The 26494-nt window shown below is 52.2% G+C and carries 22 protein-coding genes and 1 pseudogene; 8 read left to right on the top strand and 15 right to left on the bottom strand.

From position 1 onward, the window contains the following. Window positions 1-430: 430 nt before the first annotated feature. Genes BW941_RS15270 through BW941_RS15250 form a run of 4 tightly spaced genes read right to left on the bottom strand, consistent with a single transcriptional unit; the run spans window position 431 to window position 7208 of the window. Window positions 431-1678: a Wadjet anti-phage system protein JetD domain-containing protein gene (locus tag BW941_RS15270; protein ID WP_076517531.1), complete on the bottom strand. Its 1248-nt coding sequence runs from the start codon at window positions 1676-1678 to the stop codon at window positions 431-433. Further along, window positions 1671-5099: an SbcC/MukB-like Walker B domain-containing protein gene (locus BW941_RS17680; RefSeq protein ID WP_084189046.1), complete on the bottom strand. Its 3429-nt coding sequence runs from the start codon at window positions 5097-5099 to the stop codon at window positions 1671-1673. The genes BW941_RS15270 and BW941_RS17680 overlap by 8 nt, the downstream gene beginning before the upstream one ends. Next, the gene (locus tag BW941_RS15255; protein ID WP_076517529.1) at window positions 5096-5731 is read right to left on the bottom strand and encodes a DUF4194 domain-containing protein; all 636 of its coding nucleotides are present in this window, start codon (window positions 5729-5731) and stop codon (window positions 5096-5098) included. The genes BW941_RS17680 and BW941_RS15255 overlap by 4 nt, the downstream gene beginning before the upstream one ends. Next, window positions 5721-7208: a Wadjet anti-phage system protein JetA family protein gene (locus BW941_RS15250; RefSeq protein WP_076517527.1), complete on the bottom strand. Its 1488-nt coding sequence runs from the start codon at window positions 7206-7208 to the stop codon at window positions 5721-5723. The genes BW941_RS15255 and BW941_RS15250 overlap by 11 nt, the downstream gene beginning before the upstream one ends. Before the next feature lie 72 nt (window positions 7209-7280). Between BW941_RS15250 and BW941_RS15245 the strand changes: the two genes are divergently transcribed. Both BW941_RS15245 and BW941_RS15240 read left to right on the top strand, forming a co-directional pair. After that, entirely contained in the window at window positions 7281-8093 is an 813-nt protein-coding gene (locus BW941_RS15245) for a helix-turn-helix transcriptional regulator (protein ID WP_076517525.1), read from the top strand. Window positions 8094-8219: 126 nt separating this feature from the next. Then, a complete protein-coding gene (locus BW941_RS15240; protein ID WP_076517523.1) occupies window positions 8220-8567 on the top strand; it encodes a helix-turn-helix transcriptional regulator in 348 nt (115 codons plus the stop codon). A gap of 8 nt (window positions 8568-8575) precedes the next feature. Here the strand turns inward: BW941_RS15240 and BW941_RS15235 are convergent, their stop codons facing one another. The 8 genes from BW941_RS15235 to BW941_RS15195 all read right to left on the bottom strand — a co-directional run bounded on the left by BW941_RS15235 (window position 8576) and on the right by BW941_RS15195 (window position 17679). Then, window positions 8576-9100 carry a helix-turn-helix transcriptional regulator gene (locus BW941_RS15235; protein ID WP_076517521.1) on the bottom strand — a complete coding sequence of 175 codons (525 nt, stop codon included), beginning with the start codon at window positions 9098-9100 and terminating at the stop codon, window positions 8576-8578. Between the two features lie 3 nt (window positions 9101-9103). Next, entirely contained in the window at window positions 9104-9373 is a 270-nt protein-coding gene (locus BW941_RS15230; RefSeq protein ID WP_076517519.1) for a hypothetical protein, read from the bottom strand. Between the two features lie 202 nt (window positions 9374-9575). After that, on the bottom strand, window positions 9576-10832 hold the full coding sequence (locus tag BW941_RS15220; RefSeq protein WP_076517515.1) for a tyrosine-type recombinase/integrase: 1257 nt from the start codon (window positions 10830-10832) through the stop codon (window positions 9576-9578). A 298-nt stretch (window positions 10833-11130) separates the two neighbouring features. Then, window positions 11131-12708, bottom strand: coding sequence for a glutamine-hydrolyzing GMP synthase (guaA, locus tag BW941_RS15215; protein ID WP_076517513.1), 1578 nt, complete (start codon window positions 12706-12708; stop codon window positions 11131-11133). A gap of 79 nt (window positions 12709-12787) precedes the next feature. Continuing rightward, a complete protein-coding gene (guaB, locus tag BW941_RS15210; RefSeq protein ID WP_076517511.1) occupies window positions 12788-14272 on the bottom strand; it encodes an IMP dehydrogenase in 1485 nt (494 codons plus the stop codon). A gap of 73 nt (window positions 14273-14345) precedes the next feature. Then, window positions 14346-15239: an alpha/beta hydrolase gene (locus BW941_RS15205; protein ID WP_076517500.1), complete on the bottom strand. Its 894-nt coding sequence runs from the start codon at window positions 15237-15239 to the stop codon at window positions 14346-14348. Further along, on the bottom strand, window positions 15223-17139 hold the full coding sequence (locus BW941_RS15200; RefSeq protein ID WP_076517498.1) for an Lnb N-terminal periplasmic domain-containing protein: 1917 nt from the start codon (window positions 17137-17139) through the stop codon (window positions 15223-15225). The genes BW941_RS15205 and BW941_RS15200 overlap by 17 nt, the downstream gene beginning before the upstream one ends. A gap of 66 nt (window positions 17140-17205) precedes the next feature. Next, window positions 17206-17679, bottom strand: coding sequence for a DUF3015 family protein (locus BW941_RS15195; protein ID WP_076517496.1), 474 nt, complete (start codon window positions 17677-17679; stop codon window positions 17206-17208). Between the two features lie 152 nt (window positions 17680-17831). Here BW941_RS15195 and xseA point away from each other — a divergent pair, with 152 nt between their 5' ends. Genes xseA through BW941_RS15180 form a run of 3 tightly spaced genes read left to right on the top strand, consistent with a single transcriptional unit; the run spans window position 17832 to window position 20320 of the window. Continuing rightward, complete coding sequence (gene xseA, locus BW941_RS15190; RefSeq protein ID WP_076517494.1) at window positions 17832-19235, top strand: exodeoxyribonuclease VII large subunit; 1404 nt, start codon at window positions 17832-17834, stop codon at window positions 19233-19235. Then, on the top strand, window positions 19225-20076 hold the full coding sequence (locus BW941_RS15185) for a peptidoglycan DD-metalloendopeptidase family protein (protein ID WP_139325868.1): 852 nt from the start codon (window positions 19225-19227) through the stop codon (window positions 20074-20076). The genes xseA and BW941_RS15185 overlap by 11 nt, the downstream gene beginning before the upstream one ends. Before the next feature lie 13 nt (window positions 20077-20089). After that, entirely contained in the window at window positions 20090-20320 is a 231-nt protein-coding gene (locus tag BW941_RS15180; protein WP_076517491.1) for a hypothetical protein, read from the top strand. On the opposite strand, the gene BW941_RS15175 is transcribed toward BW941_RS15180, so the two are convergent. Both BW941_RS15175 and BW941_RS15170 read right to left on the bottom strand, forming a co-directional pair. After that, on the bottom strand, window positions 20310-20909 hold the full coding sequence (locus BW941_RS15175; RefSeq protein WP_076517489.1) for an acyl-CoA thioesterase: 600 nt from the start codon (window positions 20907-20909) through the stop codon (window positions 20310-20312). The genes BW941_RS15180 and BW941_RS15175 overlap by 11 nt on opposite strands. Continuing rightward, on the bottom strand, window positions 20906-21784 hold the full coding sequence (locus BW941_RS15170; RefSeq protein WP_076517487.1) for an acyl-CoA thioesterase: 879 nt from the start codon (window positions 21782-21784) through the stop codon (window positions 20906-20908). Before BW941_RS15170 ends, BW941_RS15175 begins: the two co-directional genes overlap by 4 nt. A 186-nt stretch (window positions 21785-21970) precedes the next feature. On the opposite strand from BW941_RS15170, the gene trmA reads away from it, so the two are divergent. The 3 genes from trmA (at window position 21971) to BW941_RS15155 (ending at window position 25848) form a co-directional block, all read left to right on the top strand. Further along, window positions 21971-23077 carry a tRNA (uridine(54)-C5)-methyltransferase TrmA gene (gene trmA, locus BW941_RS15165; protein WP_076517485.1) on the top strand — a complete coding sequence of 369 codons (1107 nt, stop codon included), beginning with the start codon at window positions 21971-21973 and terminating at the stop codon, window positions 23075-23077. Continuing rightward, complete coding sequence (gene dbpA / locus BW941_RS15160; protein WP_076517483.1) at window positions 23074-24450, top strand: ATP-dependent RNA helicase DbpA; 1377 nt, start codon at window positions 23074-23076, stop codon at window positions 24448-24450. The genes trmA and dbpA overlap by 4 nt, the downstream gene beginning before the upstream one ends. 63 nt (window positions 24451-24513) lie before the next feature. Continuing rightward, window positions 24514-25848, top strand: coding sequence for an SLC13 family permease (locus BW941_RS15155; protein ID WP_076517481.1), 1335 nt, complete (start codon window positions 24514-24516; stop codon window positions 25846-25848). Between the two features lie 63 nt (window positions 25849-25911). On the opposite strand, the pseudogene BW941_RS17765 reads toward BW941_RS15155, so the two are convergent. Beyond that, window positions 25912-26348: pseudogene (locus tag BW941_RS17765) on the bottom strand (transposase); the annotation flags it as partial. Between the last annotated feature and the right edge of the window lie 146 nt (window positions 26349-26494).

The raw sequence follows: 26494 nt of genomic DNA, 5'->3' as shown, positions 1-26494 counted from the left end.
AACTCAATTGTTATTTTTCCGACAGCACAAACAGCAGGCTCTTTAGGCTACGACCAGAAATTTTGCTGAGCATCAAGGCCACCTACGCCCTACTCACACAATCAATTACTGTAAATACGCTCTAACTTGCCCAAGCGGGTTGGCTCAATTGTTCTCGATAGCCACCATATCTCCACGGCCAAACATCGTCTTGATGCACAATATTGGAGTTATGCACGAAATCCCAATCACCCCAATCTCTGCCCAAGCCGGGGACACCTGAATACGAAGATATGCCGCAGTACGTGGAAACGCCTCCGCACCCCTTTCTCAGAACCATCCGGCGACGCGCAATTCACCTATCCCTATCACAAAAACATCTGCGATATGGAGCGCTACGAAGAATTACCGGGCTTCAAACTGACATCCCGCCGCGTAAAGTCTTGGGTCTTTATAAACACTTAAACCATGAGGTCAACGGAGTCCACTCAATAAACTCTTGTTCTTGAAAAACGGGGTTCTCTTTGAGCCCAGCTAATTCCTGATTCCAACCATACTTTTCACAGATCTGCGCAATTTGTGTTATCTGCTCTTTGCCAGGCGCGTTGTTATGCGCGTTGGCTCTCATCTCAGCGGCGTTCATCCGCCAGAGATCAAGTGAATAACCTACCGCAATAGCGCTCTCAGCTATTCTCCCAGCAATCCGAAACCCACCTACATCGATATCCCCCCAGTGCATCACCGTCGAGGGCTTGGCGGACTTCAGAAGCCTTTTGTAGGCAGCTAACCAGGATGGCGTAGGATTCCCTGCCACATACACGATAAGCAAATCATCGGGATTGTCACTGTACTCTGCCGCCTCATTGAAGCTGGCGAGATTCTCTATCGTTAGCAAGTGTTGGATTCGACCACTATCGACAGACAGCCCATCTATTCTATCAGGGCGAAGACCAATATAAGGCTTTAGCAAAGGGATTGAGCCCTCCCCCACATACACACGACAGTCGGCGCCTCCACTCACGAGCATTGGTTGGGGGTGCTTTACCAGCCCAAGGTGAGAAAAAATATCCTCATCGTCGCTATCGTCGCAAAGAAGATACGCGATAGGCCGCACCAACGATTCTATCCGCTTACTGTCCCCAAATAGCTGTGTGCTCACTCTCCGAAGCAACAGGTCTTGATCGGAAGCCCCCAACCGACGTGCAGCCTCAATAACGCGAATGCTATCGATAAACTGACTGGCCTTGTTTGCCGTAACGCCTCCCGGTGCTCTACCGTGTTTCCAAGCATCAACAATAGGGGCAATCGTTAGTTCAGAATCTCCGGCAACCTGTTCAAGGTGTTGAATCGCTGTGGCGGCAACAACCCACGGCAAATCGATGCCAAGCAATTCCGCAGCTTTCGTAGGATCGTTCAATGTCACCCTGTCTAGTTGACCTTGCTCACTTGAGCGTCGATCCCAATCTGCCTGCACAGCTCCTATTCTGGCAAAAGACTGCAACCTGGCATGATAATCTTCTCTATCAGCAAAACGTTCGAGCTGGAAATACTCGGAAAGACTCGATGACGTGGCAGGAAAGCTCACGGAACGCTGATCAGCGGTAGGCGACAAATTGCCATCCGTAAACACACGGCGAGCCACACGTTGAAGTAGCCGATGTATGGTTTTGTTACAAGCTTCGGCACCTTTGCTAGCCATTGTCGGCATCAGCTTCTACAGACTCCATTTGAGAAGGTGTCAGTCCTAACTGTTGATAAGCGCTGGCCAACACTTCAGGATTTTCCCCCGGCATATCGCTGACCATCAGCGCATTCGCTGCCTCCTTGAATTTGGTTCGCTCCATCAACAGATCCAGCCCTTCCCGGTCCAGGTCATAGATCGTTTGCGTAATCGGCGCGAGCTTTGTCCGTTCCAACTCCGGCCCTGCCATGATTAACTGTAAACCAATGCTTTGGAGGAACCGAGCTGTCGCCACCGCGTTTGTGGTGTCCATCCCATGAAACGCTTCGTCAAGGCATATCAGTCCGCTGCCACTTTGTTGTCCCTTCCGGTTATGGAGGCGATAGGCCTTGGCCAAAGCGGCACCAGCAGCGACATACATGGGGGCAATGTGCTCTCCGTTAGAGCCGGCTCCTTGCCGGTTACTCATGCGATCAACACGTTTACCGTCTACCAGAATATCGAGATCGAAAGTGAAAAATTGGCGATAGTCCAGCACAGCACTTGCATTGCCAGACTCTGCAGCAGCTTCAACAAGCTCGCGCAGTGTCTCGTTGATGTCGTCTGTGTTATCGGCAAATAACGATAGGCTTTGCTCATCCTGTGCGATCTGATTGATATATCGCACTAGTGACTCGTAGTGTGGCACGACACTGCTGGTAAAACGGTAGCGCTCACCTCCGGTAAATGCCGGACAGGCATCAAGAATCTTGTTTCTCTCCCGGCGTTCAAGGTCCATCTCCTTAAATCGGTCATGCAGTGACATTGCTATATCGGAGCGGAGGGTTTCTTCCGATGCCAGGCGCGCCTGCTCGGCTTCAGCTTCGTAGTTCTGTAGCTGGGTGTCAGCCAGTTTGTGTTTTTCGTCCGCTGCCCAAGAAAAGCGGTCGTGCCAATGCATATCCGACACTTGGACATCCAGACGCTCATCCTGCACATAACTTACTAGGTCCAAAGATGCCCGCTCTTCAGCTGATCTCTGGCGGGATTGGTTATTACTCAGCTTTTTCTCAACCTCGGCAATGCGGGCGGGATACGCACTCTCGGCACGTTCAATTTCGTCCTTCAAGGTATCCATTGTCTCAACGACGATCAGTGGATCGGCCAAGGCAGATCGTTCAATCTCGCGGCACTCAGGTAATTGATCTTCAAGCGCGGTCTTCTCCCGAATTCTTCCCTCAATTTGTTGATCCAGTCCAACAGCCAGACGATCATTCTCCGTGTACTCGTTATCCAGGCGTTGATACTCAGCCTGAGCGTGTTCCACCATTACTCGTATCTCCCCCAAGTGAGAGACATCCAGCGCCGTCAACTGTTGTTTTGCCGCGGTCATAGCCTGGGCTGCTTCGGCCAGTTTTTTAGCTATTCCATCCTCATCATCGGCATCTTGACTCGACAAGACCCTCACTACCGTTTCTAAGCGCGCTTGTCGCTTAGCCAGAGCCTCCATGTGCCCCTGAATCTCCGCCGCGTGGCGGGATAACTCAGAGGTATCCGCCATGTCTTTGCCAACGCGAAGATCACTGACGGAAGCGACCCTGATTGACTTTGTGAGCCCGCCTTGGCTAAGCATGCCATCACGCGTAATCGCCCGAGGATGCATTTCCAGCTCGGCTTCGGTATCCACCAGCCGCATGCTGCCAAATTTTTGCCACAGAAAGCGGCGGGCGGTGTCGTTATCAGTTTCCAGCAAACCTACGGCAAACTCTGTACCTTTAGGAGAAGTGTTGACCTGACGAAGATGATAAGGCTGTATAACAGCGGCCCCATCGACCCGTTGCCCACGCCGCCGTGCTTCCCGCAGGATTTTCACGGCGTCTTGGGTGTTGCCTTCCGTCACCACCAGTGCATCTCTATCACCGCCTAGATAAGCTTCCAGTGCGGGTGCCCATTCCGCCCTCAGAATACGAGCCAGAGCAGATACCGGCTGGACAGCCATCCCGGCACGCTCCAGCAATTCCAGCAGCAGTGCCGCACCATCGTTAAGCAACCGTCCTGTTTTACCGGCCGCAGCTATTCGGCGCCGGGTCGCATCACGCTCTTCAGTCAAGGCATCGCGTTGCTTTATGACGGAAGACAACTCGGTTTGAGCGGTGGTACGCACAGGGGCAATTTGGCTGCCCAACTCGCCCAGTGCTTTTGCAACTGCCGAGCCGACATCGTCTTGGCTGCGCGCTTGGACTAATGATTCGATGGTGGAAACTACCAGTCCCTTAATACTTCTAAACGCATCATCATCAACCACATCTCTCAATGCATTGACCCACCGATTAGCCCGTGCAAGCTCTGGATGCTGGTAGGCCTCAATCAATTGTTGATTAGCGCGAATTTCGCTTTCTAACCGTAGGCGAGACTGCTCCGCCTGATCGGATTCCAGCTGAACCGTTAACTTATTGACCTGTGTTTGTTGAGCATCTCGCTCCACTTTTGCCTGTTGAGCCTTTTCCTGTGCCGTTCTTCGTTGGTCGCTTAGCGTTTCGATCCTTTCGTCCAGATCATCAATTCGCTCACCCAGCCACTCAACCTGGAATACAGCTTTAATCGCTTCAAGTGACGCAATTCTGGACTCCGCCGAACGGGCCCGTTCAAAATCCGACAGAATCCCGGTTAATCGCGAAATACGCGCTTTGGTCTTTCGGATAAGGTCACGCAACGCTTCAAACTGTTCTACCTGTTTCCGAAACGCGGCAATATCGACCGGATTAGGCTCGACCACATAGTTGCGCACAAACTCATCGATAGAGTCGACATTCTTCAGTGTCATCGACTTGACGAACGAAGACATGAAGCGCCGTGAATCAGGCATTCGCTGTCCATTGAGGGCATAAAGTAACTCTTGCACATACTCACTGGACTTATCTGTAAAAATGGCAGTGCGCCCTATCGTCTTGGCCCGCTCCCTTGCGGTCTCCCGAAACTCTGCAAATGGCATCGGAAGGCGGTCACGACCGTCAAACACGATACAATCCTTGGCTCTCAGGTTTTGCCCCGGAAGGACAAACAAGCCTTTCACTTCATGCTGTTGAGACTCAACATCAGCTTCAATACAGATCCCTGCAGAAAGGACGTCTGCCCCGGCTTCCTCATCACCAAAGACTAAAATAATGTAGGTACGAGCCTCATCGCGCGCTCGGCCAATAACCTGACTATCCTTTTCCGGGTTACGCAACATGCCGAGACAGTATCCAGCCAAACTACGTCGCTGCTTACTCGACACGGACTGGGTGTTAAAGCGCGCATATTGCTGGTTGCCACCCAGCATCGCAATTTGAATAGCATCCAGCGTCGACGATTTACCGGACCCATTTGGACCAAGAAAAGCGGTTGACCCATCCATTTCAATATCAAAGGCTTCATGAAGGTAGAACTGAACCAATACAACGCGCCGAAGCTGTTTCATGCCTCGCCCCCTTCAGTGTCTTCGCGATCAGACCCATCTGGCTCGTAAAGTACTTCCGCATGGGCTTTCAACATTGCCAGTGACCGCTCATTGATCAAACTCTGAATACCCGGCAGTATTTCCACATACCAGGTTACCTCTCCCACATTATCGGCTTTCACGGGGCGAGCGATTCCCCAACGTTTCATCGCCTCCAGCATAACCATCAGATCCGCTTGCGGCTTCATCGGTAGGTCGCGACCGGTCGACTCCTTAAAAGCAGTCTCCAATTCGGACAGACTGATACCCGCTATGCCTATATTTAGGGAGCCTCGATTCATATGGTGGTCGTAGAGTTTTCTTAGCACTAGGGCTAAGAGCGTATGCATCAGCGGAATTTTACTGACATCCGGTTGTGTCGGAACTGCAGCGACATAACGCTCCCTTGCGTTATGGTCGAGATTGCAGCCTAGCAGATCCAGCACCTCAGTAAATTCCTTCTCGTAGGCGGCAATAAGATCATAGTCAACACGCTGTTTTGCATTGGACTGATAGAGAACCTGGTCAACGATTAAACGAAGCGCAGCCCGTTGAAAATCTTTAACCGTGAACGTTTCCTGACGTTCGGCAATACGGTTCCAATTAACCGACATGTCCCTGTCCTCTGATTTGAATTCGACGAATCTTTACCGACGGCGCTTCCAGATATTTGTTTTCAAAGCGCTCACCGGTCAGTTCAATTTCAATATGCTTACCCAACTCTCTGTAGAGTTTGTCTCTCACAAGCCCTTTTTGCTCATTTCTTAGCGCCCGTTCCGCCACAAGCCCCAAACGACTGAAAGCCGCCAAAACGCATAAGTCGTTAATGGACTCAACCACCAATGACCCGCTTTCGACTTCACCTCCATTAGGCAAATGGCGGTCAACATAGGCAAGTATTTTGGCCTCAGACACTTCGCGGTTGCCTTTCATGATTTGTCGTACCAACCGTCGAGCCTGAGCTTCGGGAGAGAGCTGTCGCTTTTGAATCACCGCACCTTTACGCTTTCGTGGTTTCACAGTTGGTAGTTTCAGCGCTTCTTCGCTGAGAAGCCGCCCTTGAGACCATCCGATAGCTATCCTCAAATCTTCGTCTTTCCGCGAATCAGCCGCACGAACAAGTGCATCAAGTGTCTGATCGATCCACAGGTCGAAATTACCCTGTGACCTCACTTTATACTCAAGATACCCCAATGCTTGGTCATTCGCGCGGGTAACAGCATCTTTCAATCGCGTCAGCAACCTGTCGACTTCGCGCAATGCCAACACCCTTGCGGTATCTGCATCAATCAGCGAATCCGCCTCCTCGTCATTCCGACAACGAAGATTCTTTCGATACCAGCCCCGTAGCTTTGCGCGACTCTCTGTCTCCTCCGAAATCTGAGACACCAAATCAATAATTTCCCATCGAGACGTCAACGGGTGGTTTTTAGAGAACAGATCGGAGTAGTCTCCGATATACAGGCTGGAGATATACTCGCCAAAAAATCGCTCCAAAAAAATATGCGTCGTATTTTGTTGGCGGAGTAAGTCGCTAGCCTCCCGCACGCGCATTCGTGTGGTATTCAACATGCGCAACAGCGACGAACATTCCTTGGCTGCCAACTGAAATACGGCTGCATTCGCCCCGGGGTCAGCTTGTACCTGCATCAGGTTATTACGAATGGACTGGACACGACCGCCGATGAACTCTGGTCCTTGCTCCGCAAAGCTCTTCAGCAGTTCAAATAGTCCCTGCACAGTGGGGCGCATGATGATGAATTGCGTGAATCCCACGCGGTCAATACTGAGCCACTCACTCTCAATCAGCATTTTTAGTGCGCCATGCGCTCTGACATTGAGCGGTGTCGCCAGCTCCTCGGGGTCGGCCCCATGCTCATCGTCCCAGCGCTGTAGAAAACGCTCGATGGAGGCAGTCACACGTTTTTGGGTCCAGCCCTCACCATCAGGGGGATCAGCCTCGGGAGCAAAAAAATCGTTATACAGATGGGACAGCAACAACCAATTGCGCCGAGAGTGATCAACCGCCCCCAATGGGCGAAAGACGCGCTCCGGAACACGATCAAAGAGATTGGTGATCGACTCAGTCATAGGCCTTCCCTTCCTTTAACATCAATGTTAAATTAACATACATGTAAATTGCAACCCAGAAGACCAACGATCGTGGATGCACGCACCTCCAAGCAGTTTGAGTTCATTGAGTTGGTGTTGGCTTATGAGGGCCTACTGACAAATCAACGTCTGCGCGAGACGTTTGGTATTTCCAGTGTTCAGTCATCCCGTATTATTGCTGCGTATCGTAATACTTATCCGCGCAATACTTCTCCGGTCAAGGGTGAAGGTAGGGGACGCTATATGCCTACTTCCCGCTTTTCCCCTGCCATCGCAACCCTCAGTATTGATCGATACTTTCGTGCTGTAGCTAACACCAGCATAAACATTGAAATGGAGGAGGTCCGACAGGATTTCACCCACGTTGATCCCGGATATTTCCGCATCCTGCATGCTGCCGTCACTGTCAACGGAGCCGTTCAGATCACTTATCGTTCGATGAATAATCCTGAAGGTACTGAACGAGTCGTACACCCCAGAGCCTTTGTTTTTGCTGGTAGACGATGGCACCTCCGGGCATTCGATGAGGTCACTGAGGAGCATCGCGACTTCAACTTGGCTCGCATTTACGCAGCTGAGCCAGTAGAAAAAACCACTCCAACGCCCCTCGATTTTGATTGGGATGAATATGTGAATTTACAGCTGCGCCCACATCCGAGCTTGAATTCTGCCCAAGAAAAGCTAATCCGGGATGAATTATTCAGTGGCGCGGCGGGACGACAAGTAACGACTCGGCGGGCGCTTGTGAGGTATGTGTTAAGAGATCTTGAAGTTGCGGAAAACCCCGATACCCAACAGCCACCAGAATATCAGTTGTACCTGTTGAGGATTGAAGAACACTCGGAAAAGGCCTCTCTCGGCTAGAAATTCCGCCACCCATTTTATGGTTACAGCTACGCTCTGGCTTGCCCTAGCAAGTTGGCTCAACAGCCTTAAATAACCACCATAACTCCATCGCTATAAAGTTGCCCCACAGCGCCGGAGTTATATATGGAATTCCAGAAACGATCATCTTTGCCACTGCCAAGCACAGAAGAATATGAGGAGCTACCCCAATATGTGGAGCAACCCCCACTCCCTTTTCGCAGAACCATCCGTCGGCATGAACTGCACCAAATCGTGCCTTTGGCGGAAACAACCATCTACGAGATGGAACGTCGCGGGGATTTCCCGCGCCGCTTCAATCTGACGCCCCGCTGCGTGGTGTGGGACCTGGCTGAAGTGGAAGCCTGGATCGAGGAGCGCAAGCGACAATCCCGATCAGGAAAAGCTGCCCCCACTCTTGGGCCGGATGTGAGGCAACGCATTGCCCGCCCTGTGCGCTCTCGCAATAACTGAGTTCATGACTATGCCGTCAACAACTCCATGTTGTCCCGCCTGCTCCTCGGGTGCCGGATTGCCTCCTTGGTGATGTTCACTTCCAATGCCACTTGAGCGATTTCCAGTATGCCAACATCAATCTGGTAGCCCCCTCGCGCCTTCAACCAATCCAGTACTTCCGCCAGATGCCAGATCGAGGCGCTACCCTCGTGAACCGGTATTGGGAATGTTACCCGATGAGTAAGCATGAGCTTGCGCATTGCCTGACGAGAAACTCCCACCAAATCGGCTACGTCCGTCAAACCGACAAGGTCCGGGGAAGCCTCGATCAGGCGCGCGGAAGGAACGGCGCTTTTGACATCGGCCAGGGCAGTGCGAACTGCTTCCTCGGCGCTGTCTGCCTCGCGGGAGAATTCCAACGCCAGGCGACCTGGCTGACCCACACCGACGAGGGCGTCATCACAACCAGCGGCGCCCAATCGTTCGACGAGAGCGTCCAAATCGCTGTCGTGGTCAGCCAATTGGTATTTCAGCGTAAAAATATATTCCATAGCTCAATCCTCCGACTCCGTATCACCCCGGCGCTGGTGAGTGGAGCACTTGTCCACCACCCTGCGCAGCGCTCGTGCGTGACTGCCGGGATTTCTCGGCGTGCTCCACACACTGGCGATACAGAACTCACCACAGCGGCATTCATCGTCATTGTAGGGGCAGTAGATCTTGCCCCAGGCATGACTACCACCCACCTCGACTCGCCAGCCCTCCTCTTCCGCATGCTTGAGCGCGGCTTCAATTTCCTTCTTCGGATGTGATGAACGAGTCATTCCTTGTCTCCAGTATGGGGATGGCACCCAGGGTTGTCAAGTGACAACCCTGGGTTACAGAAAGCGTCCTGCTCCGGGGAGTTTACCAAACAGCCGAAGGACTCACTCAAAGTAAGTCTTTCGGCTTCCCCATAAACCGCTTGGTCATGACCAATACGCCACCCAGACGACCGCCAACCAACAATCACCATGACCACGGCACTCATACCGATGCCTTTAATACAGGCACCGACATTGTCGACGGCATCAAGGTTGGAATGTAGCTACCCCCTTCCGCCCAAGCATCAATCATATTGGCCCACTCTTGCATCATGTGCCGACGCTGCTCGGCATACTCCGCCTTGTTGTACACCGCCCGAGAGGAGCGGCCATCCTCGTGGGCCAGGGCCTTTTCGATCCAGTCGCGATTGAAACCGACTTCATTGAGTAGTGTGGAACCGGTACGGCGCAGGTCGTGGACGGTAAACGGTTCCAACGGCAATCCCTTTTCCCGGGCCCGCTCTGATATCTTCAAGGTCACTCGGTTCAGCGTGCCCATGGACATGCACTGGTCACCATCATAGCGAGCCGGAAACAGGTACTTGGATCCACCGGCACAGGTCTTGAGCGCCACCAGGATGTCGAGCGCCTGTCGGGACAAATAAACATTGTGAGGGAAGCGCCGCTTCATCCGTTCCTTCGGAATACTCCATACCCCGGTCTCGAAATCCACTTCATCCCAGGTCGCCTTTAGCAACTCGGCCTTTCTCACCAGGGTCAGCAGGATCATGCGCAGCCCCAGGCGAATGGTCGGCGATGTGGGTATGGTGTCCATTTCGTGGACCATCAGCCGGATCTCGGCGGGTGACAGCGCGCGGTCCTTGGGCGCAAAAGTGGCAATGGATGACGGCATCACTTCATCGGCCGGATTGGCCACTTTCTCGCCGTGCATGATGGCGTGTGCGTAGACCTGCTTGACGATATCGCGGACGTGGATCGCGGTTGCCGGTGCCCCGCGCTTTTTCACCTTCATACACAGGGCCCGGAGGTCGTCGGGTGAGATTTCAGTCAGCAGACGGTTCTTGAAGGCTGGCAGGATATCGCGGTCAATGATGTGCTTGCGCATGGACCTGGTGCTGTCAGCCATGCCGGAAGCTTCCATCCACACCTCAGTGAATTCCGCGAAATTCCTGGCACGGGACAGGCGGCGTTTTTCCCGTTGTTTCTCCTGCGCAGGAGAATGTCCGTCGGCCACCGCCTTGCGGGCATCCAGCAGGCGCTCCCGCGCCAGGGCCAGGGAAATACCGCCCGGCCCGTATCGGCCCAGGGTGAGGGTTTCGCGCCGGCCATTGAGACGGTAATCGTAACGAAAGGTGATGGTACCGGTTTTCGACACGGTCACATACATGCCGTCGCGGTCGGCGACCTTGTAGGTGGCGCCATTGGGCTTGAGTTTACGAAGTGCTGTATCGGTCAACATATCAGGTTTCTCCTGTGTTTGCGGTTTGTTACCGTCAAGGGTCAGGAGCCCTGATGATGTTCCTAAGTTCTTGATATCAAAAGAAGTCAGGGCGTAGTTTTACCGTCATGCCGAAAAAAGGCATGACGGTAAATGGGAGAGTCTTAATCCGGGGAATTCGCGATACCGTCGCTTTTACCGACAAATGTTTCTGCTTGCCGTCGATAGCCACCGATAGGCAATGAGACATAAATTTAGACAAATCATTAACTTACGTCATTTTTCCGATTGCTACCGATAGTCCCTGAAAGACCTTATTTCACTCCCACTCAATCGTCGCTGGCGGCTTACTTGATACATCGTAAGCCACACGAGAGATGTGCTCAATCTCGTTGATGATACGGTTCGAGACTTTCTCCAGTAGTTCGTACGGCAGGTGCGCCCAACGAGCCGTCATAAAGTCGATGGTTTCTACAGCGCGTAACGATACAACCCACTCATAACGACGCTGGTCACCCACGACACCAACGGATTTCACTGGCAGGAAGACCACAAACGCCTGAGAGGTTTTGTGGTACCAGTCGAAGTTATGCAGCTCTTCAATGAAGATAGCATCCGCTTCACGCAGTACGTCAGCGTATTCTTTCTTCACTTCACCGAGGATGCGCACGCCCAGACCCGGCCCAGGGAATGGGTGACGATAAACCATGTCGTAAGGGAGGCCGAGTTCCAGACCAATCTTACGCACTTCGTCTTTGAACAGCTCACGCAGTGGTTCAACCAGATCCATCTTCATGTCTTCTGGCAGGCCACCCACATTGTGGTGTGACTTAATCACATGTGCTTTGCCAGTTTTCGCCGCCGCAGACTCGATCACGTCTGGATAAATAGTACCCTGCGCAAGGAATGGAACATCTTTCAGTTTGCTGGCTTCTTCATCGAACACTTCGATAAAGGTATTACCAATGATCTTACGCTTCTGCTCAGGGTCAGACACACCCTCGAGCTTGCCAAGGAACAGATCTTCAGCATCCGCACGGATCACTTTGACGCCCATGTTCTTAGCGAACATGTCCATCACAGCATCGCCTTCGTTCTTACGCAGCAGGCCGTTATCAACAAACACACAGGTCAGCTGATCACCGATGGCTTTGTGCAACAGCGCCGCCACAACCGATGAATCGACACCGCCGGACAGGCCCAGCAGAACTTTCTGATTACCGACCTGCTCACGAACACGTTCGATCTGATCTTCAATAATTTTCGCTGGTGTCCACAGTGCTTCACAACCACAGATATCCATGACGAAATGCTCCAGCAGGCGCTTCCCCTGCAGGGTGTGCGTCACTTCTGGGTGAAACTGTACACCGAAGAAATTTTTCTCAGCATTGAACATGCCTGCAATCGGGCAGCTCGGCGTGGTTGCCATCAGCTCAAAGCCTTCAGGCATGGTTGCCACTTTATCGCCGTGGCTCATCCACACATCAAGAAGACTTTTACCGTCTTCGCTGACATGGTCTTTGATGTCTTTGAGCAGTGCGTTGTTCGTCTCAACCTGAATCTGGGCATAGCCAAATTCACGGATGTTGGAGCCCTGCACACTGCCACCCAACTGCTCTGCCATTGTCTGCATGCCGTAGCAGATACCAAGCACTGGCAAACCAAGCTCGAACACCACCTGAGGTGCGCGCGGAGAACCCGCCTCTGTCACAGACTCAGGGCCACCTGCCAGAATAATACCGGACGGGTTGTACTCGCGGATTTCCGCTTCGTCCATGTCCCAGGCGCGGATTTCAGAGAACACACCGATTTCACGTACGCGACGTGCGATCAGCTGAGTGTACTGTGAACCGAAATCCAGAATCAGAATACGTTGAGCGTGGATGTCTTGTGACATTGGGCTTTCCAGATAAAAGATTTAAAAACAAAAGCGGGGATGACTCTCGTCATCCCCACGTCTTAGCATTTTTCAGCGATCAGCCTAAGCGATAGTTTGGCGCTTCTTTGGTGATCTGTACGTCGTGAACGTGTGATTCAGACATGCCCGCCGCCGTAATACGCACAAATTCAGGCTTGGTACGCATCTCGTCGATCGTCGCGCAACCGGTGTAGCCCATGGAAGCACGCACACCGCCCATCAGCTGGTGAACGATGTTCGTCAGTGGACCTTTCACTGCGATACGACCTTCGATGCCTTCCGGAACCAGCTTATCAACACCGGCTTTTTTGTCCTGGAAGTAACGGTCAGACGAACCCTGGCTCTGGCCCATTGCACCAAGAGAACCCATGCCACGGTATGCCTTGTAAGCACGTCCCTGAAACAGTTCAACTTCGCCCGGAGACTCATCAGTGCCCGCCAGCATCGAGCCAACCATAACGACGCTTGCGCCAGCAACGATGGCTTTAGAGATGTCACCAGAGAAACGGATACCGCCATCAGCAATCACAGGCACATCGTATTTCTTCATGGCTTCAGCCACGTTAGCTACCGCTGAGATCTGAGGCACACCCACACCAGCAACGATACGGGTAGTACAGATAGAGCCAGGGCCGATACCGACCTTCACGCCATCCGCACCGGCTTCAGCAAGCGCAATCGCCGCTTCAGCAGTTGCGATATTGCCGCCGATCACCTGAACCTCAGGGAAGTTCTCTTTTACCCAACGCACGCGGTCGATAACGCCAGTGCCGCCCGGGTTCGATGTATGGCCGTGTGCGGTATCAACAACGATCACATCAACACCGGCTTTAACCAGCGCTTCGACGCGCTCTTCGGTGCCAGCGCCTGTGCCTACGGCAGCGCCAACGCGCAGACGACCCTGGTCATCTTTTGCAGCACTAGGGAAAGCTTTGGCCTTCTCGATGTCTTTTACGGTCATCATGCCAACGAGCTGTTCGTTGTCATCAAGAACCAGAATTTTCTCAATGCGATGAACGTGCAGAAGATCCTGAACGTCCTGGGGGCTGGTGCCTTCTTTAACGGTAACCAGCTGCTCTTTCGGCGTCATCACCGAGGCGACCGTCGCATCCAGGTTTTTCTCGAAGCGAACATCACGGCTAGTAACGATACCCACCAGCTCTTCGCCATCAACCACAGGCATACCAGAGATGCTGTGCTGTTGAGTCAGTTCGAGAATTTCGCGGATGGTGCTCGTACTCGGCACAGTGATCGGATCTTTGACCACACCGCTTTCGTATTTCTTGACCTTACGAACCTCAGCAGCCTGTTCCTCGATGGTCAGGTTTTTATGGACGATACCTAAGCCACCTTCCTGAGCAATCGCAATTGCCAGGCGCGCTTCAGTAACCGTATCCATCGCGGCAGAAATAAGGGGAACGTTCAGCTCAATGCCTTTGGTCAGGCGTGTCTTTAGACTAACCTGGTTTGGCAGGACCTCGGAATAACCGGGCACTAGCAGCACGTCATCAAAGGTGAGTGCATCTTGAGCGATTCGCAACATAGAAGAGCCTTCCGAATGAGGTTGTAGGAAAGGCGGGGCATTATACCGGAAGGTCATTCGCCGGTAAATCCCGCTACGGATTCTGTTTTGATGTATCCGCCACGACAGGCGGACACACTCCCCTGACCAGAAAATCCGCGACCTGTTCCCGGAACTTGTTGTATCGGAAACTGGCGATATGAGGGCCCTGCGATGCGACGTAACACCGCATGCTCTCTGGCAGCGCGTCATACAAGGCCTGCCCTTCAGACACAGGCACAACCTCATCCATGCGACTGTGCAGCTGCATGACCGGAATGTGGATATTCGGGGCGCGATCCTTTGGGTCCCAGTCTGACGGAATTAAGTAAACAAGAGGTGAGACAATGGTACCGACCACGGTACGCTGCAACATCTCTCTGGCCACACTGCGAAATCCGGCAAACGGCGCTTCGAGTATGAGCTGAGAAACGTCATAGTCACGGCCATAGTCTGCAACGAAATTGACCGCGAGCGCTGCACCCATCGACTGACCCAGAACAACCAGAGAGTGATCCTGGTAAGCATCCCGCAGCCAGCTGGCGCCGGCTTTAGCATCCATAAGAACGTCCGGCAAAATAGGCCGCCCCTGTGATGCGCCAAAACCACGGTAATCAAGGGCCAATACGGTATAGCCCTTCTCAACCAGCCAGAAAACACTACGCGAATGCGTCGAGATATTCTCAGCATTGCCGTGCAAGTAAAGAATCACCTTAGCCTGCTCGATTGTTGGTTCAGGCTTGAGTAACCAGGCATGAAGTTCTGTGCCGTCATCCGCAGTCAGCCAGACATCTTCATAATCGATATCAAAACGGTCCGGCGTCTGTAACCAGACTTCCTGCGGGTGAAAATACAGGGTCGTCAGCGAGGCGCAACCGCTTAACATTGCAGCCACCGCAAGCATCACGGAAATCCGAACCAGCCTGAACGCTTCAGAAATACCAGGCATAAGTCAGCTTCCAGCTGTTGGTCGCCTCAGACGACGCCCACTGACGACTGAAGCCGAAACGCAGCTGAACATTGTCAAACCCATTAAAGGCCTCTTCTACTGTCAGCTCACGCCGGGGAGTATCATCCCCTAAAGCGGCGGGTTGCCAGCGAAACTGAATCATTTCCTGATTCAGGCGTCCCTGCCACAACCAGCCGGCACGCACACCCGCAGATATCTGATAACCGTCATCAAATTGATTATCCGCTCTCGCGGTAAGATCGCCTAATGCAAACAATCGAGCGCTGCTCAGTCGCTTACCATCACGAAGTCCAAGTGGCAGCTGCCACGCACGACCAAATCCAAGATTGAAACGGCTATAGAGCTCACTGCCCTCGTGATTAAACCGATCAAGACCCGCACTCACCGTCCATGCAACCGGGTTCTGAAAACGCGTTTTATGACTGAGTGACAGTACATTCACCAGAGTCAGCTTCTGCAAACGGACATCGCCGTCCTCTGTGACGCGCGTATAAAAATCCCCCATCTCTATCTGCGCACCGGGCGAAAAGCCCTTCGATGGATCAAGTACGTCGTGGTAAGCAATGCGCCAGTTAATATCACCGTGCCATTGCTCTCCGGTATAACCACCACCCACACTTAAACGTGCTGTGCCGTGCCCCTCATCATCACGAAACTCTGGCTTTCTTGGTGCAGGAAAAACATCGCCCGCTGGAAGCTTGCTGCGAGCAGAGAGAATCTGCAGTGTTCGTTTACGAAGCACCGGGTTCGCTTGCTTTTTCTTAACCGACAAATAACGTGCGTAGCTGTAGGCTAGTTCAAGGACACGGGTTTGTGATTCTCCAGGTACCCCTGCCAGCAGGTCGCCAATAGGGATATCACTTTCGACCAGAGTACGAGCAAGGTCCGCCTCTTGTTCTGACGCCAGAGCCGCATTTGACTCCATCACAGACGCAGCAGAAGGCCGGTACACCTCTCGCGAGACAAAACCAGCGCTGTAGAGAGCACGAATGGTGTCGACCGGCACCGCCTTCATTTTAAAGTCAGCCGCCAGATCTGATCGCGAAGACGCCGCATCAAGCATCGTCAGCAAGCGGTAGGAACAGTTTTCATCAAAAAAGAAATAATCGAACGCGGTGTCCTGCAACTCCCAGACATGCCGCACGAACTGATCCACTTCCGCGCTACCGAAGTCCAGTTCGTACTCCCAGGTATCACGGTATTCCATATGCTGGTACTGATTGGTTTTAACGTAATACGGCATTACCGAGACTTCACCAGGATAACCACCAGACAGCCCCTTGTAGCTGAACACCAGCTCATTGTCGGTAGGGTCAGCATTGGCCGCAAAATTAACACTGTAGGCGAGCAACTTACTGCTGGAAGGGTCCTCTCTGTCCATACGCACCAGCGTATGGCCGTACATGGATGACGGCGAATTGATATGAGAGGCAGGGAAAATCAACGTCAGACGGTGAGCGTTTAATTCATCACGCCACTCATCAAACTCTGAACATGGCTGGTCAACAAAACCAACCTGCGGAAGTCTGTGTTTTAGCCAATGGTACCGCGCCGGAAAACGACACTGTGCAGACGCATTGTCGGCCTGATCCGTTAACAAGAAGGCACTGAGGTCGGCTACCAGCTCTTCGTGAGCATTGGTTTTCCCCTTCTCAGCAAGAAAAAACTCGGGTGAATCATTCTGGCTGATAAAGCGAAACGTATAGGGGTGTTGTCGATAATGAAGCAGATGCAGCCATTGCTGATGCGACGCCAGATCGCGAAGCTCATCAGCCGGAACAGCTTTGAATTGACTGGTATCAGAAGCAGCGAGAACAAATGAGGAGGAGAACATTGCCAACAAAGCGGCAATCAGAATCAGCTTTAACTGATGACCCACGGAAAATCCTTAACAAACAACACTGAGACGCAAAGAATGCGCCTCAGAGTATGACAGACTGATGTATCAGCCTACGTATTTCTGCAGAGCTTTGTCCTGAGACATTGCTTCAGTCAGAGAACGGAACGCATCACCAGCAGTCGCTTCGGTAGTAAACATGCTATCGAAGTTAGACTGAACAGTTGCGCGGAAAGCAGCAGTGTCCGCCGCTTCTACACCCATAACCTGAGCGAGCGCATCCAGAGTTTCACCCTGACCACGTGCACTGTCAGCAGCCAGCTGATCCATATTGTCGTTCATAAAAGCTTCAGCCGCTTTCAGTGGGCCATTTGCTGATTCACAACCCAGGGTGCCTGAAGTCATACCAAAAGTCTGGTTACCAGAAGTACCATTGGTGGTCGCAGCCAGTACGTGCTCGTGCCATTCGTTAGCATCTGGGAAGACAACCGCAGTACCCAGACCACAGCCCGCAGGACCGTTGTCAGCCATTGCGAAAGAAGACGCAGAAATCAGTGCTGCAGCAGCAATCAGTTTTTTCATGGATCATTTCCTTGTTCTGATCAAATTAGGTCGTTTTAAAAACGACCCGACTAACCTAGAACGCTTTTCCGCCGCTGTCTAGCATCATGACAAAAACTGGCCAAAAACACCTCCTTATGTCAGCCTTTGACTATCTAACCAGCAGATTGTTTATGTATCAGACAGACCACCCTCGCGATCCCGGTATATTTACCGTCTCGGATCTGAACCGCCGCGCAAAACAAATGCTCGAAGTTTCCTTCGCATCTGTGCGCGTTGAAGGTGAAATTTCCAACCTTGCCCGCCCATCATCTGGCCATTGGTACTTCACATTGAAGGACAGTGGCGCGCAGGTGCGTTGTGCCATGTTCCGCTCACGCGCTGGCATGGTTAAATTTCAACCAAAAGAAGGCGATAAAGTTGAAGTCCGCGCCAAGGTCAGCCTTTACGAAAACCGCGGTGACTATCAGCTGATTGTCGATGCGATGAAGCCCGCCGGCGAAGGCGCCCTGTTGCTCGCGTTCGAACAACTCAAACGCAAATTAACCGCAGAAGGTCTGTTCGCTGAAGAGCGCAAAAGACCCCTGCCCGCCGTAAAACGGGTAGCAATTATTACCTCGCCAACCGGTGCGGCCATCCACGATATGCTGACGGTGCTGAAGCGGCGCTGGCCCATGCTCGAAGTGGATCTCTACCCTGCTGCTGTTCAAGGAGAAGAAGCACCACAGCAATTAATCAACGCGCTGTATCGTGCGAACCGCGACAACATGGCCGACGCTATTATTATTGGCCGTGGCGGCGGTTCACTCGAAGATCTCTGGGCATTTAACAATGAGGTTCTGGCGCGCGAAATTGCCAACTCTCAATTGCCTGTTATCAGTGCTGTCGGTCACGAAGTCGATTTTACCATCGCAGATTTTGTCGCCGACATGCGGGCACCGACTCCCTCGGCAGCGGCTGAACTGATCAGCCCGGATGGTCAACAGATACTGCGCTACGTTAATGATCTTCAGCAACGATTGATCCGTAATCAACGAGAGCGCTTTATGCATGCACAGCGCTCTCTGACTCAGTTGCAGTCACGATTGCGTGGCCCAAGACAAGCACTGCAATCCAGAGCCCAGCATCTTGATCAGCTGGAAATACGCCTGCAACGTGCGATGACGTCGCGCCTGAAAGAACCTCAACAACGCCTGCAACGACTCCAGACATCATTAGCGCATCTGCATCCACAACGTGGACTGACGCAGAGCCAGAACACCCTGAATCAGATACGCGGGCGCCTCGAGCGCGCGATGCAGCAACAACTGCAGAAAAAGAAAACGGAACTTGGTGCCGGTATGCGACTTCTTAACAGCGTCAGCCCGCTTGAAGTCCTGAGCCGTGGTTATTCCATTACCCGAAAAACCGATGGCACCGTAGTGCGAGATACGAAAGAACTGAAAGCCGGCGATGAAATAGAAACACTGATCCGCTCGGGCACACTCACCAGTACCGTGACTGACGTTCAGGATGTATCCCAAAAGCAAGAACTGAAACAAGAAATGAAACAAGAAGCAAAAAGAAATGATGATTAAAAAGACAGGCCTTGTACTCGCACCTGTATTGCTCTCAGCATTCATTTTCAATGCGACTGCCAGCCAAACTATTGAGAAATCAGACAGCTCAGAATCAGCACTGCCGAATCATCCAATCGCTGGCGGTATCATCTCCATGCCGTTAGATAAAAACAGCAAAGTAACCTTGAACGACAAGCCCGTTCTGACAACAACGGTAGACGGCCAGCGTTATGCCGTTATTGGGGTTCCGCTAAAGGCAGAGGAGAGCCTGCAACTTAAGATTGATGGCAAAAAACAATCTCAGATTCTTGAAGACTTCGCGTACGAAGAACAGCACATCGAAATTAAGAATAAGCGTAAAGTTAATCCGCAGAAAAATGATATGGATCGCATTGGCCGCGAATACAATCAGATGACTCCGGTCTATAAAAGCTTCTCTGCAGAATTAACGCCCGACTGGAACCAGATGATCCTGCCAACTACAGGGCCATACAGCAGTGCCTTTGGCTTAAAGCGTTTCTTTAACGGTCAGGCGCGCAACCCGCACAGCGGAATTGATATAGCCGCTCCCGAAGGCAAAGACATCGTTGCTCCCGCAGGTGGCACCGTTGTGTTAACGGGTGATTTTTTCTTTAACGGAAACAGCGTCTTTATCGACCATGGTCAGGGGCTTATCAGCATGATGTGCCATATGAGTCGTGTCGACGTAATAGAAGGCGATGTCATCGAGCAAGGCGACTTATTGGGTGCCGTCGGTAAAACCGGCAGAGCCACCGGCCCTCACCTGCACTGGACGGTCAGCCTCAATAACGCCCGCGTAAACCCTAAGTTACTGCTCAGGGAAGACCAGCCTAAATGAACAAGGTACTGTCATGAAAAAAGCCCCCGGCACCTCAGGACTAATGCCCGTTAAAGGCAGCGGATGCGGCATACGCCCGAACATTGATGAAATGGAAGATTCTGAAGGCTTCGACTTCTCTGCAGCAAGTGAGCTGTTGCAGGAAGACAAACACGAAGATCAGGCCTCAGATGAGAAGGATGATTCTCAATCTGAGGCCCAAACAAAACTAGAGAATACACCGGAAGATGAAACTAAGGGATAACCTTATTTTCTTCCGAATCTTTTTCAGCCTCGGCCTGGGCTCGCGCCAGTTCAGCGTCACGCTTCAAGGTCAGCAGATCAATTTTGGCCTGAATTTCAGGCGTTGGTTCAGGGGCGATGTATTCCCCCGGCTCTCGGCCATGATACTTATCAATGGATTGCAGTAGCGAACTGAAACTGCGCACACGACCACCACGAACCAGAGCAATTCGCCCCAGCGCTTTGCAATGCAACTTGCCTTCCACCAGAAAACGATGCTCTGAATACAGGTACTTTCTGTCCCAATACAGAACCCGACTCTCGATATCCACCTTAGTGAACGGCTTAATTTCACGCACAAAGGTCACGGTCTGACTGGCGACGACCGTGCGCCAGCCATTGCTCATGATCAGTGGCAGTAAACCAATTTCTGCAAACCACTGAACCCGGCCCACATCAATGAAAGCCGGATACCGTGTATTGGTCAGATGCAGGTTAAGATCCATATCCCAGGGCATCACCCGGAATTTATAGGTCGTCATGGCCAGAGGATCTTTATTGTCATTCCACTTCTGGCGGAAGAAAATAAAGATAAAACGAAGCAACATCATGATTTTTCTTCCGGCTCGCGGTAACGAATCAGGCCTTCCTGAGCGACGGAAGCGACCAGCTCACCTTTCTGGTTAAATACCTGGCCACGGCAGAATCCACGGCCGCCGCCTGCGTTCGGGCTATCAATGGCGTACAGCAGCCACTCATCCATGCGGAACGGACGATGGAACCATACGCTGTGATCAAGACTCGCCATCTGCATCCCCTTCTGCCCGTAGGAACGCGCGTGTGGATGCAGCGACGTCGGCAGAAGATTGAAATCAGATGCGTACGCCAGAAGCTTAGCGTGCAGATCAGTATCCTCTGGCAGCGAACCGTCGGCTTTCATCCAGAGGTACTTCACCGGATCTTTCTTAGTCGGCGCAAAGATATTGACCGGATCAAGCACTCGCATTTCGATCGGCTTATCAGCGGTATAGATATCGCGTACTTTCTCCGGGAAATAGTCACGGAACATACGCGCCAGCTCGACCTGCGAAGGAATGCCATCCGGCCCTTTCACCTCAGGCATCGCCGCCTGGTGCTCAAAGCCCTCTTCGGTCTGCTGGAATGAGCAGATCATGGTCAGAATAGCGCGGCCATTCTGCATCGCCTTCACCTGACGGGTACAGAAGGTACGGCCATCACGTAATCGATCAACCTCAAACTCAAGATGATCGGTCACCGTACCTGCGAGCATAAAATAAACATGGAACGAGTGCGCATGCCACTCGCCTTCAGGCAGCGTCTTAAGCGCCGAAGAAAGGCTCTGAGCCATCACCTGGCCGCCGAACAAAGCCCGGAAACCCAAGTCCTGGGTCTCGCCACGAAAGGTGTTTTCTCCGATCTCGGTAGGTTCCAGCAGCTCGACTAACCCCTGTAACACGTCACTCATACACACCTCTCTATTCTCGTCAGACATTTACAACGAATAATTTATAGCAATTATTTACATCTATGATTGGAACAATACCCGATAGAAATACCCAATCATTGGCCGAAATGACATTATGCGCCACACTCGCACTCTTTGCGGGGCCGCGTATAATACCGGCCCTTACGCTTAAGCCCCGGTTATCTCATGTCAGAAATCTTTCCAGATCCTATCAATCCTGCGGAATACGATACCCAACTTGCCGAGAAAAAGGCACGCCTGAACAGTCTGTTCGCAGAATTCGCACCGCCCGCTCTGGAAGTCCACGACAGTGCTGTGTCTCACTATCGCCTGCGCGCCGAATTCCGCCTCTGGCACGAGGGAGACCGCTGCTTCTACGCCATGTTCGAGCCAGGTAACCGCAAGAAAGCGTACGAAGTCCGTGAGTTCAATATAGCCTCTCCGCTCATTAACGAACTGATGCACAAGCTACTGGCTGAAATTCACACCAGTGAGCTGTTACGTCGACGCTTGTTCCAGGTCGAGTTTCTGACCACTTTAAACGGCGACGCCCTGATTACCCTGATCTACCACAAAAAGCTGGATGACGCCTGGGAGGGCGAAGCGCGCGAACTGCAGGAACGTCTTGGCTTCCCGATTATTGGTCGCTCACGTAAGCAGAAGGTGGTGCTGGAGCGCGATTACGTGACCGAAGTGCTCAAGGTCGATGGTAAAGAGTTCAGCTATCGCCAGATCGAAGGCGGCTTCACCCAACCCAATGGCGAAGTGAACCAGAAGATGCTCAGCTGGGCCCGTTCTGCCTCTGAAGGCATTGGTGGTGACCTCGTTGAGCTGTACTGCGGCAACGGCAACTTCTCTGTCGCAATGGCTGAAAAATTCGACCGCGTTCTTGCTACTGAGATTTCTAAAACATCAGTGAATGCCGCGCAGGTGAATATTGCCGACAACAAAATCGACAACCTGATTATTGCGCGCCTGTCGTCTGAAGAGTTTGTTCAGGCCTTAAGAGGCGAGCGCAAATTCACCCGCTTAGAAGGCGTTGATTTAACCAGCTACGACTTCCGTACCGTATTGGTCGATCCGCCTCGTGCAGGCCTGGACGACGAATCCGTTAAACAAACCGCCGGTTACGACAACATCATTTACATCAGTTGTAACCCGGACACTCTTCACGCGAACCTGACCGAACTATGTAAAACCCACGACATCGTGCGTTTCGCTATGTTCGACCAGTTCCCGTATACACACCACATCGAAACGGGCGTCGTTCTGAAACGCAAGGCAACCGCGTGAGTACATCATTTAAAGATATAAAAGGCATCGCGCCAGCCATGCAGGACAACCTGCAAAAGCTGGGTTTCAACGACGCGACTGACATCCAGGCACAGTCGCTGCCCATCAGCATTGCAGGCAACGACGTACTGGCTCAAGCAAAAACCGGCAGCGGTAAAACCGTAGCGTTCGGTATTCCGCTGTTGCAGAACCTGAACCCTAAGTTCTTTGGCATTCAGGGCTTGGTGCTCTGCCCCACCCGCGAACTCGCAACCCAGGTCGCCGATGAATTACGCAAACTGGCCCGCTTTACGCCGAACATTAAAATCGTAGTTATATCGGGCGGCGTCTCAATTGGGCCGCAAATCGGCTCGCTTGAGCGCGGCGCACACATTGTTGTCGGTACTCCGGGCCGCATTAAAGACCACCTACGCAAAAAAACCATGTCGCTGGAACACGTGAGTACACTGGTTCTCGATGAAGCCGACCGCATGCTGGAAATGGGCTTCGCCGACGACATCCGCGATATTGCCTCACATACTAAACAGAACCGTCAGACGCTGCTGTTTTCGGCCACTTACCCAGACAACATCAAAGCGCTGAGCAAAGACCTGATGCACGAGCCAGAGACAATTAAAGTCGAGGCCGTTCACAAAACCGATCATATCCGCCAGCAATTAATTGGCTGCGATAAATCAAGCCGCACAGATGCTCTGTTAGCCGCCATGCAGCACTTTGCCATTGAGCAGGCAGTGATCTTCTGCAACACCAAGCAGACCGTAAATGAAGTCTCCCAGGCGCTGCGCCACGCCGGCTATTTATCGCTGGGTCTGCACGGTGACCTCGACCAGCGGGATCGTGACCAGACCTATATCCGATTTAAGCAAGGCAGCGCCCATTGCCTGGTCGCCACCGATGTGGCGGCACGCGGTCTGGATGTTGATGAACTGCAAGCCGTCATTAATTACGACCTGCCACGCGACCCGGAAGTGTATGTACATCGCATTGGCCGTACTGGCCGCGCTGGTAGCGAAGGCCTGGCCCTGAGCCTCTTCACTGAGCGCGAGCAATACAAGCGCGAAGCGATTGAAGACCTGCTCAAACACAACATCCCGGCCATGCATCAGAGTGACCTGACAGATTCGCACGACACGGCTAAGCCGCCGTATGTGACCATCTGCTTTGCGGAAGGCCGTAAGAACAAACTGCGCCCCGGTGACATCGTTGGAGCGATAACCGCTAAAGGTAAGATACCGGGCACAGTGATTGGCAATATTACCGTACTGGATTTTGTCGCCTTCGCCGCCGTAGAGCGTGAGTATGCCAATGAGGCACTGCGCCTGCTGGGGAAAAGCCGGATTAAGGGGCGCCAGATCAAAGTCCGGCGCATCTGACACCTTACCTCGTTCGTTATTTTTCATTACTCTCTATAGATAATAAAAAACAACGGATGACGTATGCCGGGCTCAAACCTTATTGTTCTGATCAATGCTGCACTCTTCGTAGCTATGCAACTCTGGCTGCCATTTGAACCAGCCATCGTTGACGGCCTGAGCATCCTGATCTTTATCGCAGTGCTCTGGTTAACTGAAGCACTCGACGTCAGCATTACAGCCCTTTTAGTCCCCATACTCGCTGTTGCTTTCGGTGTGCTCGACACCACCAAAGCACTCGCCAGTTTCGCTAACCCTATTATTTTTATCTTTATTGGTGGCTTTGCACTTGCCTCTGCCCTGCATGCTCAGAAGATAGATACCGCGATTGCTAATAAAGTACTTACCCTGGCACGAGGTCGGTTTAACGTTGCCGTGTTTATGCTGTTTGCGGTATCCGCGGGCCTGTCGATGTGGATAAGTAACACAGCAACAACCGCCATGATGCTGCCCTTGATACTTGGTGTCTTACATCAACTTAATGAAGAAGAGCAGCGCCCTACTTATATCTTCGTACTGCTTGGTGTCGCCTACTGCGCAAACATCGGAGGCATTGCCACCTTAGTAGGCAGCCCACCCAATGCTATCGCTGCGGCACAAAACAACATAACCTTCGCGGACTGGCTGACCCTGGCCGGGCCACTGTCGCTGATTCTGTTGCCCGTCATGCTCGCGGTTCTTTTTATGGTCATACGTCCGAATCTGAATCACCACTTTTCCACCGAGCATGAACCACTGGAATGGACACAACCGCGACTACTGACACTGGGCATATTTGGATTAACCGTACTCTTCTGGATATTCAGCTCACCGATTAACAAACTACTGGGTGGCTTACCTAAATTCGATACAGTGATCGCTATCAGTGCCATCGTGGCGCTGGGCCTCAGCCGCGTCGTCACCTGGAAGCAGATCGAGAAAACCACCGACTGGGGGGTGCTGATGTTGTTTGGCGGCGGTATCTGCCTGAGCGCCGTACTCAAAGCCACCGGCACCAGCGTTTTTCTGGCCGATCATATTGGTGGCTTCTTGCAGGGCGCGCCGTTAATTCTGGTGATTATGGCCATCGTGACCTTTGTGGTCTTCTTAACCGAATTCGCCAGTAACACCGCCAGCGCCGCTTTGCTAGTACCCGTATTTGCCGCCATTGCCGAAAGCCTGGGAATTCCAGCAGTAATCCTAAGCGCGTTAATCGCCGTGTCCGCGTCTTGTGCCTTTATGCTGCCGGTGGCCACACCACCGAATGCCATTGTGTATGGCAGTGGCTATGTCGCGCAGCGGGATATGATGCGTGCGGGATTCTGGATTAACCTGAGCTGTATTGCGGTGATCAGTGGGTATGCATGGGTGGTTTGGTGATATTCGATGAGTGGACGCTAGGTTAGTTTGACTTTGGTGTCCGTTTTACCAGAACAAAGATCATGGTTCTCTATTAAGCCAAGCATAGTAACCACTTCGCGACACTCCCAGCCATTCACATGTTCGCTTAATGCCTAGCTCTCGTCCGAATTTCTCGATAAATCGATATCTTGCTGATGTTCCTCCGCAAGAAACCGTTGCCACTTTTTTAGCAGATCAAGCTCCTGTTTCAGCTTCTTGTTCTCTGCTTCCAGCTTCTTAACCTTCGATATTTCCTTTTCTTGCTTGCTAGTCGCCTCGGTTAGCTTCTTACGTTTATCTGCCACGATCTTGCCTTCACGGTATTCTTTTCGCCATCGTGACAGCATAAATGGATGGATGTCGAGAGTATTGGCTACTTCCTGAACCTGAACTCCTTCTATCAGACTTAGCTGAACCGCTTTAACTTTAAACTCGTTCGAATACTGCCAGGTCTTTCTTGGCTGAGTATATTTTGGCATTGGACACCTCGTCAGTTTGACTTTGGTGTCCGTTTTATCGGGGCAAGATCAATTCCCTGTTTATGGAGTTCCTTCTGGTACTCTGATCCGCGATATTCAACTCCGCGATCCGTATGGAGCATCAGCCCTTCTTCCGGCCGACGTTT

Origin of the sequence: Thalassolituus maritimus (assembly GCF_900156675.1) — a bacterium.
Taxonomy (GTDB): domain Bacteria; phylum Pseudomonadota; class Gammaproteobacteria; order Pseudomonadales; family Oceanobacteraceae; genus Thalassolituus; species Thalassolituus maritimus.
This window is presented reverse-complemented; position numbering and strand designations above follow the sequence as displayed.

Bases quoted from the DNA above. Each gene is read 5' to 3' on its own strand.
- guaB (WP_076517511.1), bottom strand. From the start codon at position 14,272: ATGTTGCGAATCGCTCAAGATGCACTCACCTTTGATGACGTGCTGCTA.
- BW941_RS15180 (WP_076517491.1), top strand. From the start codon at position 20,090: ATGAAAAAAGCCCCCGGCACCTCAGGACTAATGCCCGTTAAAGGCAGC.
- BW941_RS15155 (WP_076517481.1), top strand. From the start codon at position 24,514: ATGCCGGGCTCAAACCTTATTGTTCTGATCAATGCTGCACTCTTCGTA.
- BW941_RS15195 (WP_076517496.1), bottom strand. From the start codon at position 17,679: ATGAAAAAACTGATTGCTGCTGCAGCACTGATTTCTGCGTCTTCTTTC.
- BW941_RS15235 (WP_076517521.1), bottom strand. From the start codon at position 9,100: ATGGAATATATTTTTACGCTGAAATACCAATTGGCTGACCACGACAGC.
- BW941_RS15270 (WP_076517531.1), bottom strand. From the start codon at position 1,678: ATGGCTAGCAAAGGTGCCGAAGCTTGTAACAAAACCATACATCGGCTA.
- BW941_RS15250 (WP_076517527.1), bottom strand. From the start codon at position 7,208: ATGACTGAGTCGATCACCAATCTCTTTGATCGTGTTCCGGAGCGCGTC.
- xseA (WP_076517494.1), top strand. From the start codon at position 17,832: ATGTATCAGACAGACCACCCTCGCGATCCCGGTATATTTACCGTCTCG.
- BW941_RS15185 (WP_139325868.1), top strand. From the start codon at position 19,225: ATGATGATTAAAAAGACAGGCCTTGTACTCGCACCTGTATTGCTCTCA.
- BW941_RS15175 (WP_076517489.1), bottom strand. From the start codon at position 20,909: ATGATGTTGCTTCGTTTTATCTTTATTTTCTTCCGCCAGAAGTGGAAT.
- guaA (WP_076517513.1), bottom strand. From the start codon at position 12,708: ATGTCACAAGACATCCACGCTCAACGTATTCTGATTCTGGATTTCGGT.
- BW941_RS17680 (WP_084189046.1), bottom strand. From the start codon at position 5,099: ATGAAACAGCTTCGGCGCGTTGTATTGGTTCAGTTCTACCTTCATGAA.
- BW941_RS15220 (WP_076517515.1), bottom strand. From the start codon at position 10,832: ATGTTGACCGATACAGCACTTCGTAAACTCAAGCCCAATGGCGCCACC.
- BW941_RS15255 (WP_076517529.1), bottom strand. From the start codon at position 5,731: ATGTCGGTTAATTGGAACCGTATTGCCGAACGTCAGGAAACGTTCACG.
- BW941_RS15240 (WP_076517523.1), top strand. From the start codon at position 8,220: ATGGAATTCCAGAAACGATCATCTTTGCCACTGCCAAGCACAGAAGAA.
- BW941_RS15230 (WP_076517519.1), bottom strand. From the start codon at position 9,373: ATGACTCGTTCATCACATCCGAAGAAGGAAATTGAAGCCGCGCTCAAG.
- BW941_RS15205 (WP_076517500.1), bottom strand. From the start codon at position 15,239: ATGCCTGGTATTTCTGAAGCGTTCAGGCTGGTTCGGATTTCCGTGATG.
- trmA (WP_076517485.1), top strand. From the start codon at position 21,971: ATGTCAGAAATCTTTCCAGATCCTATCAATCCTGCGGAATACGATACC.
- BW941_RS15170 (WP_076517487.1), bottom strand. From the start codon at position 21,784: ATGAGTGACGTGTTACAGGGGTTAGTCGAGCTGCTGGAACCTACCGAG.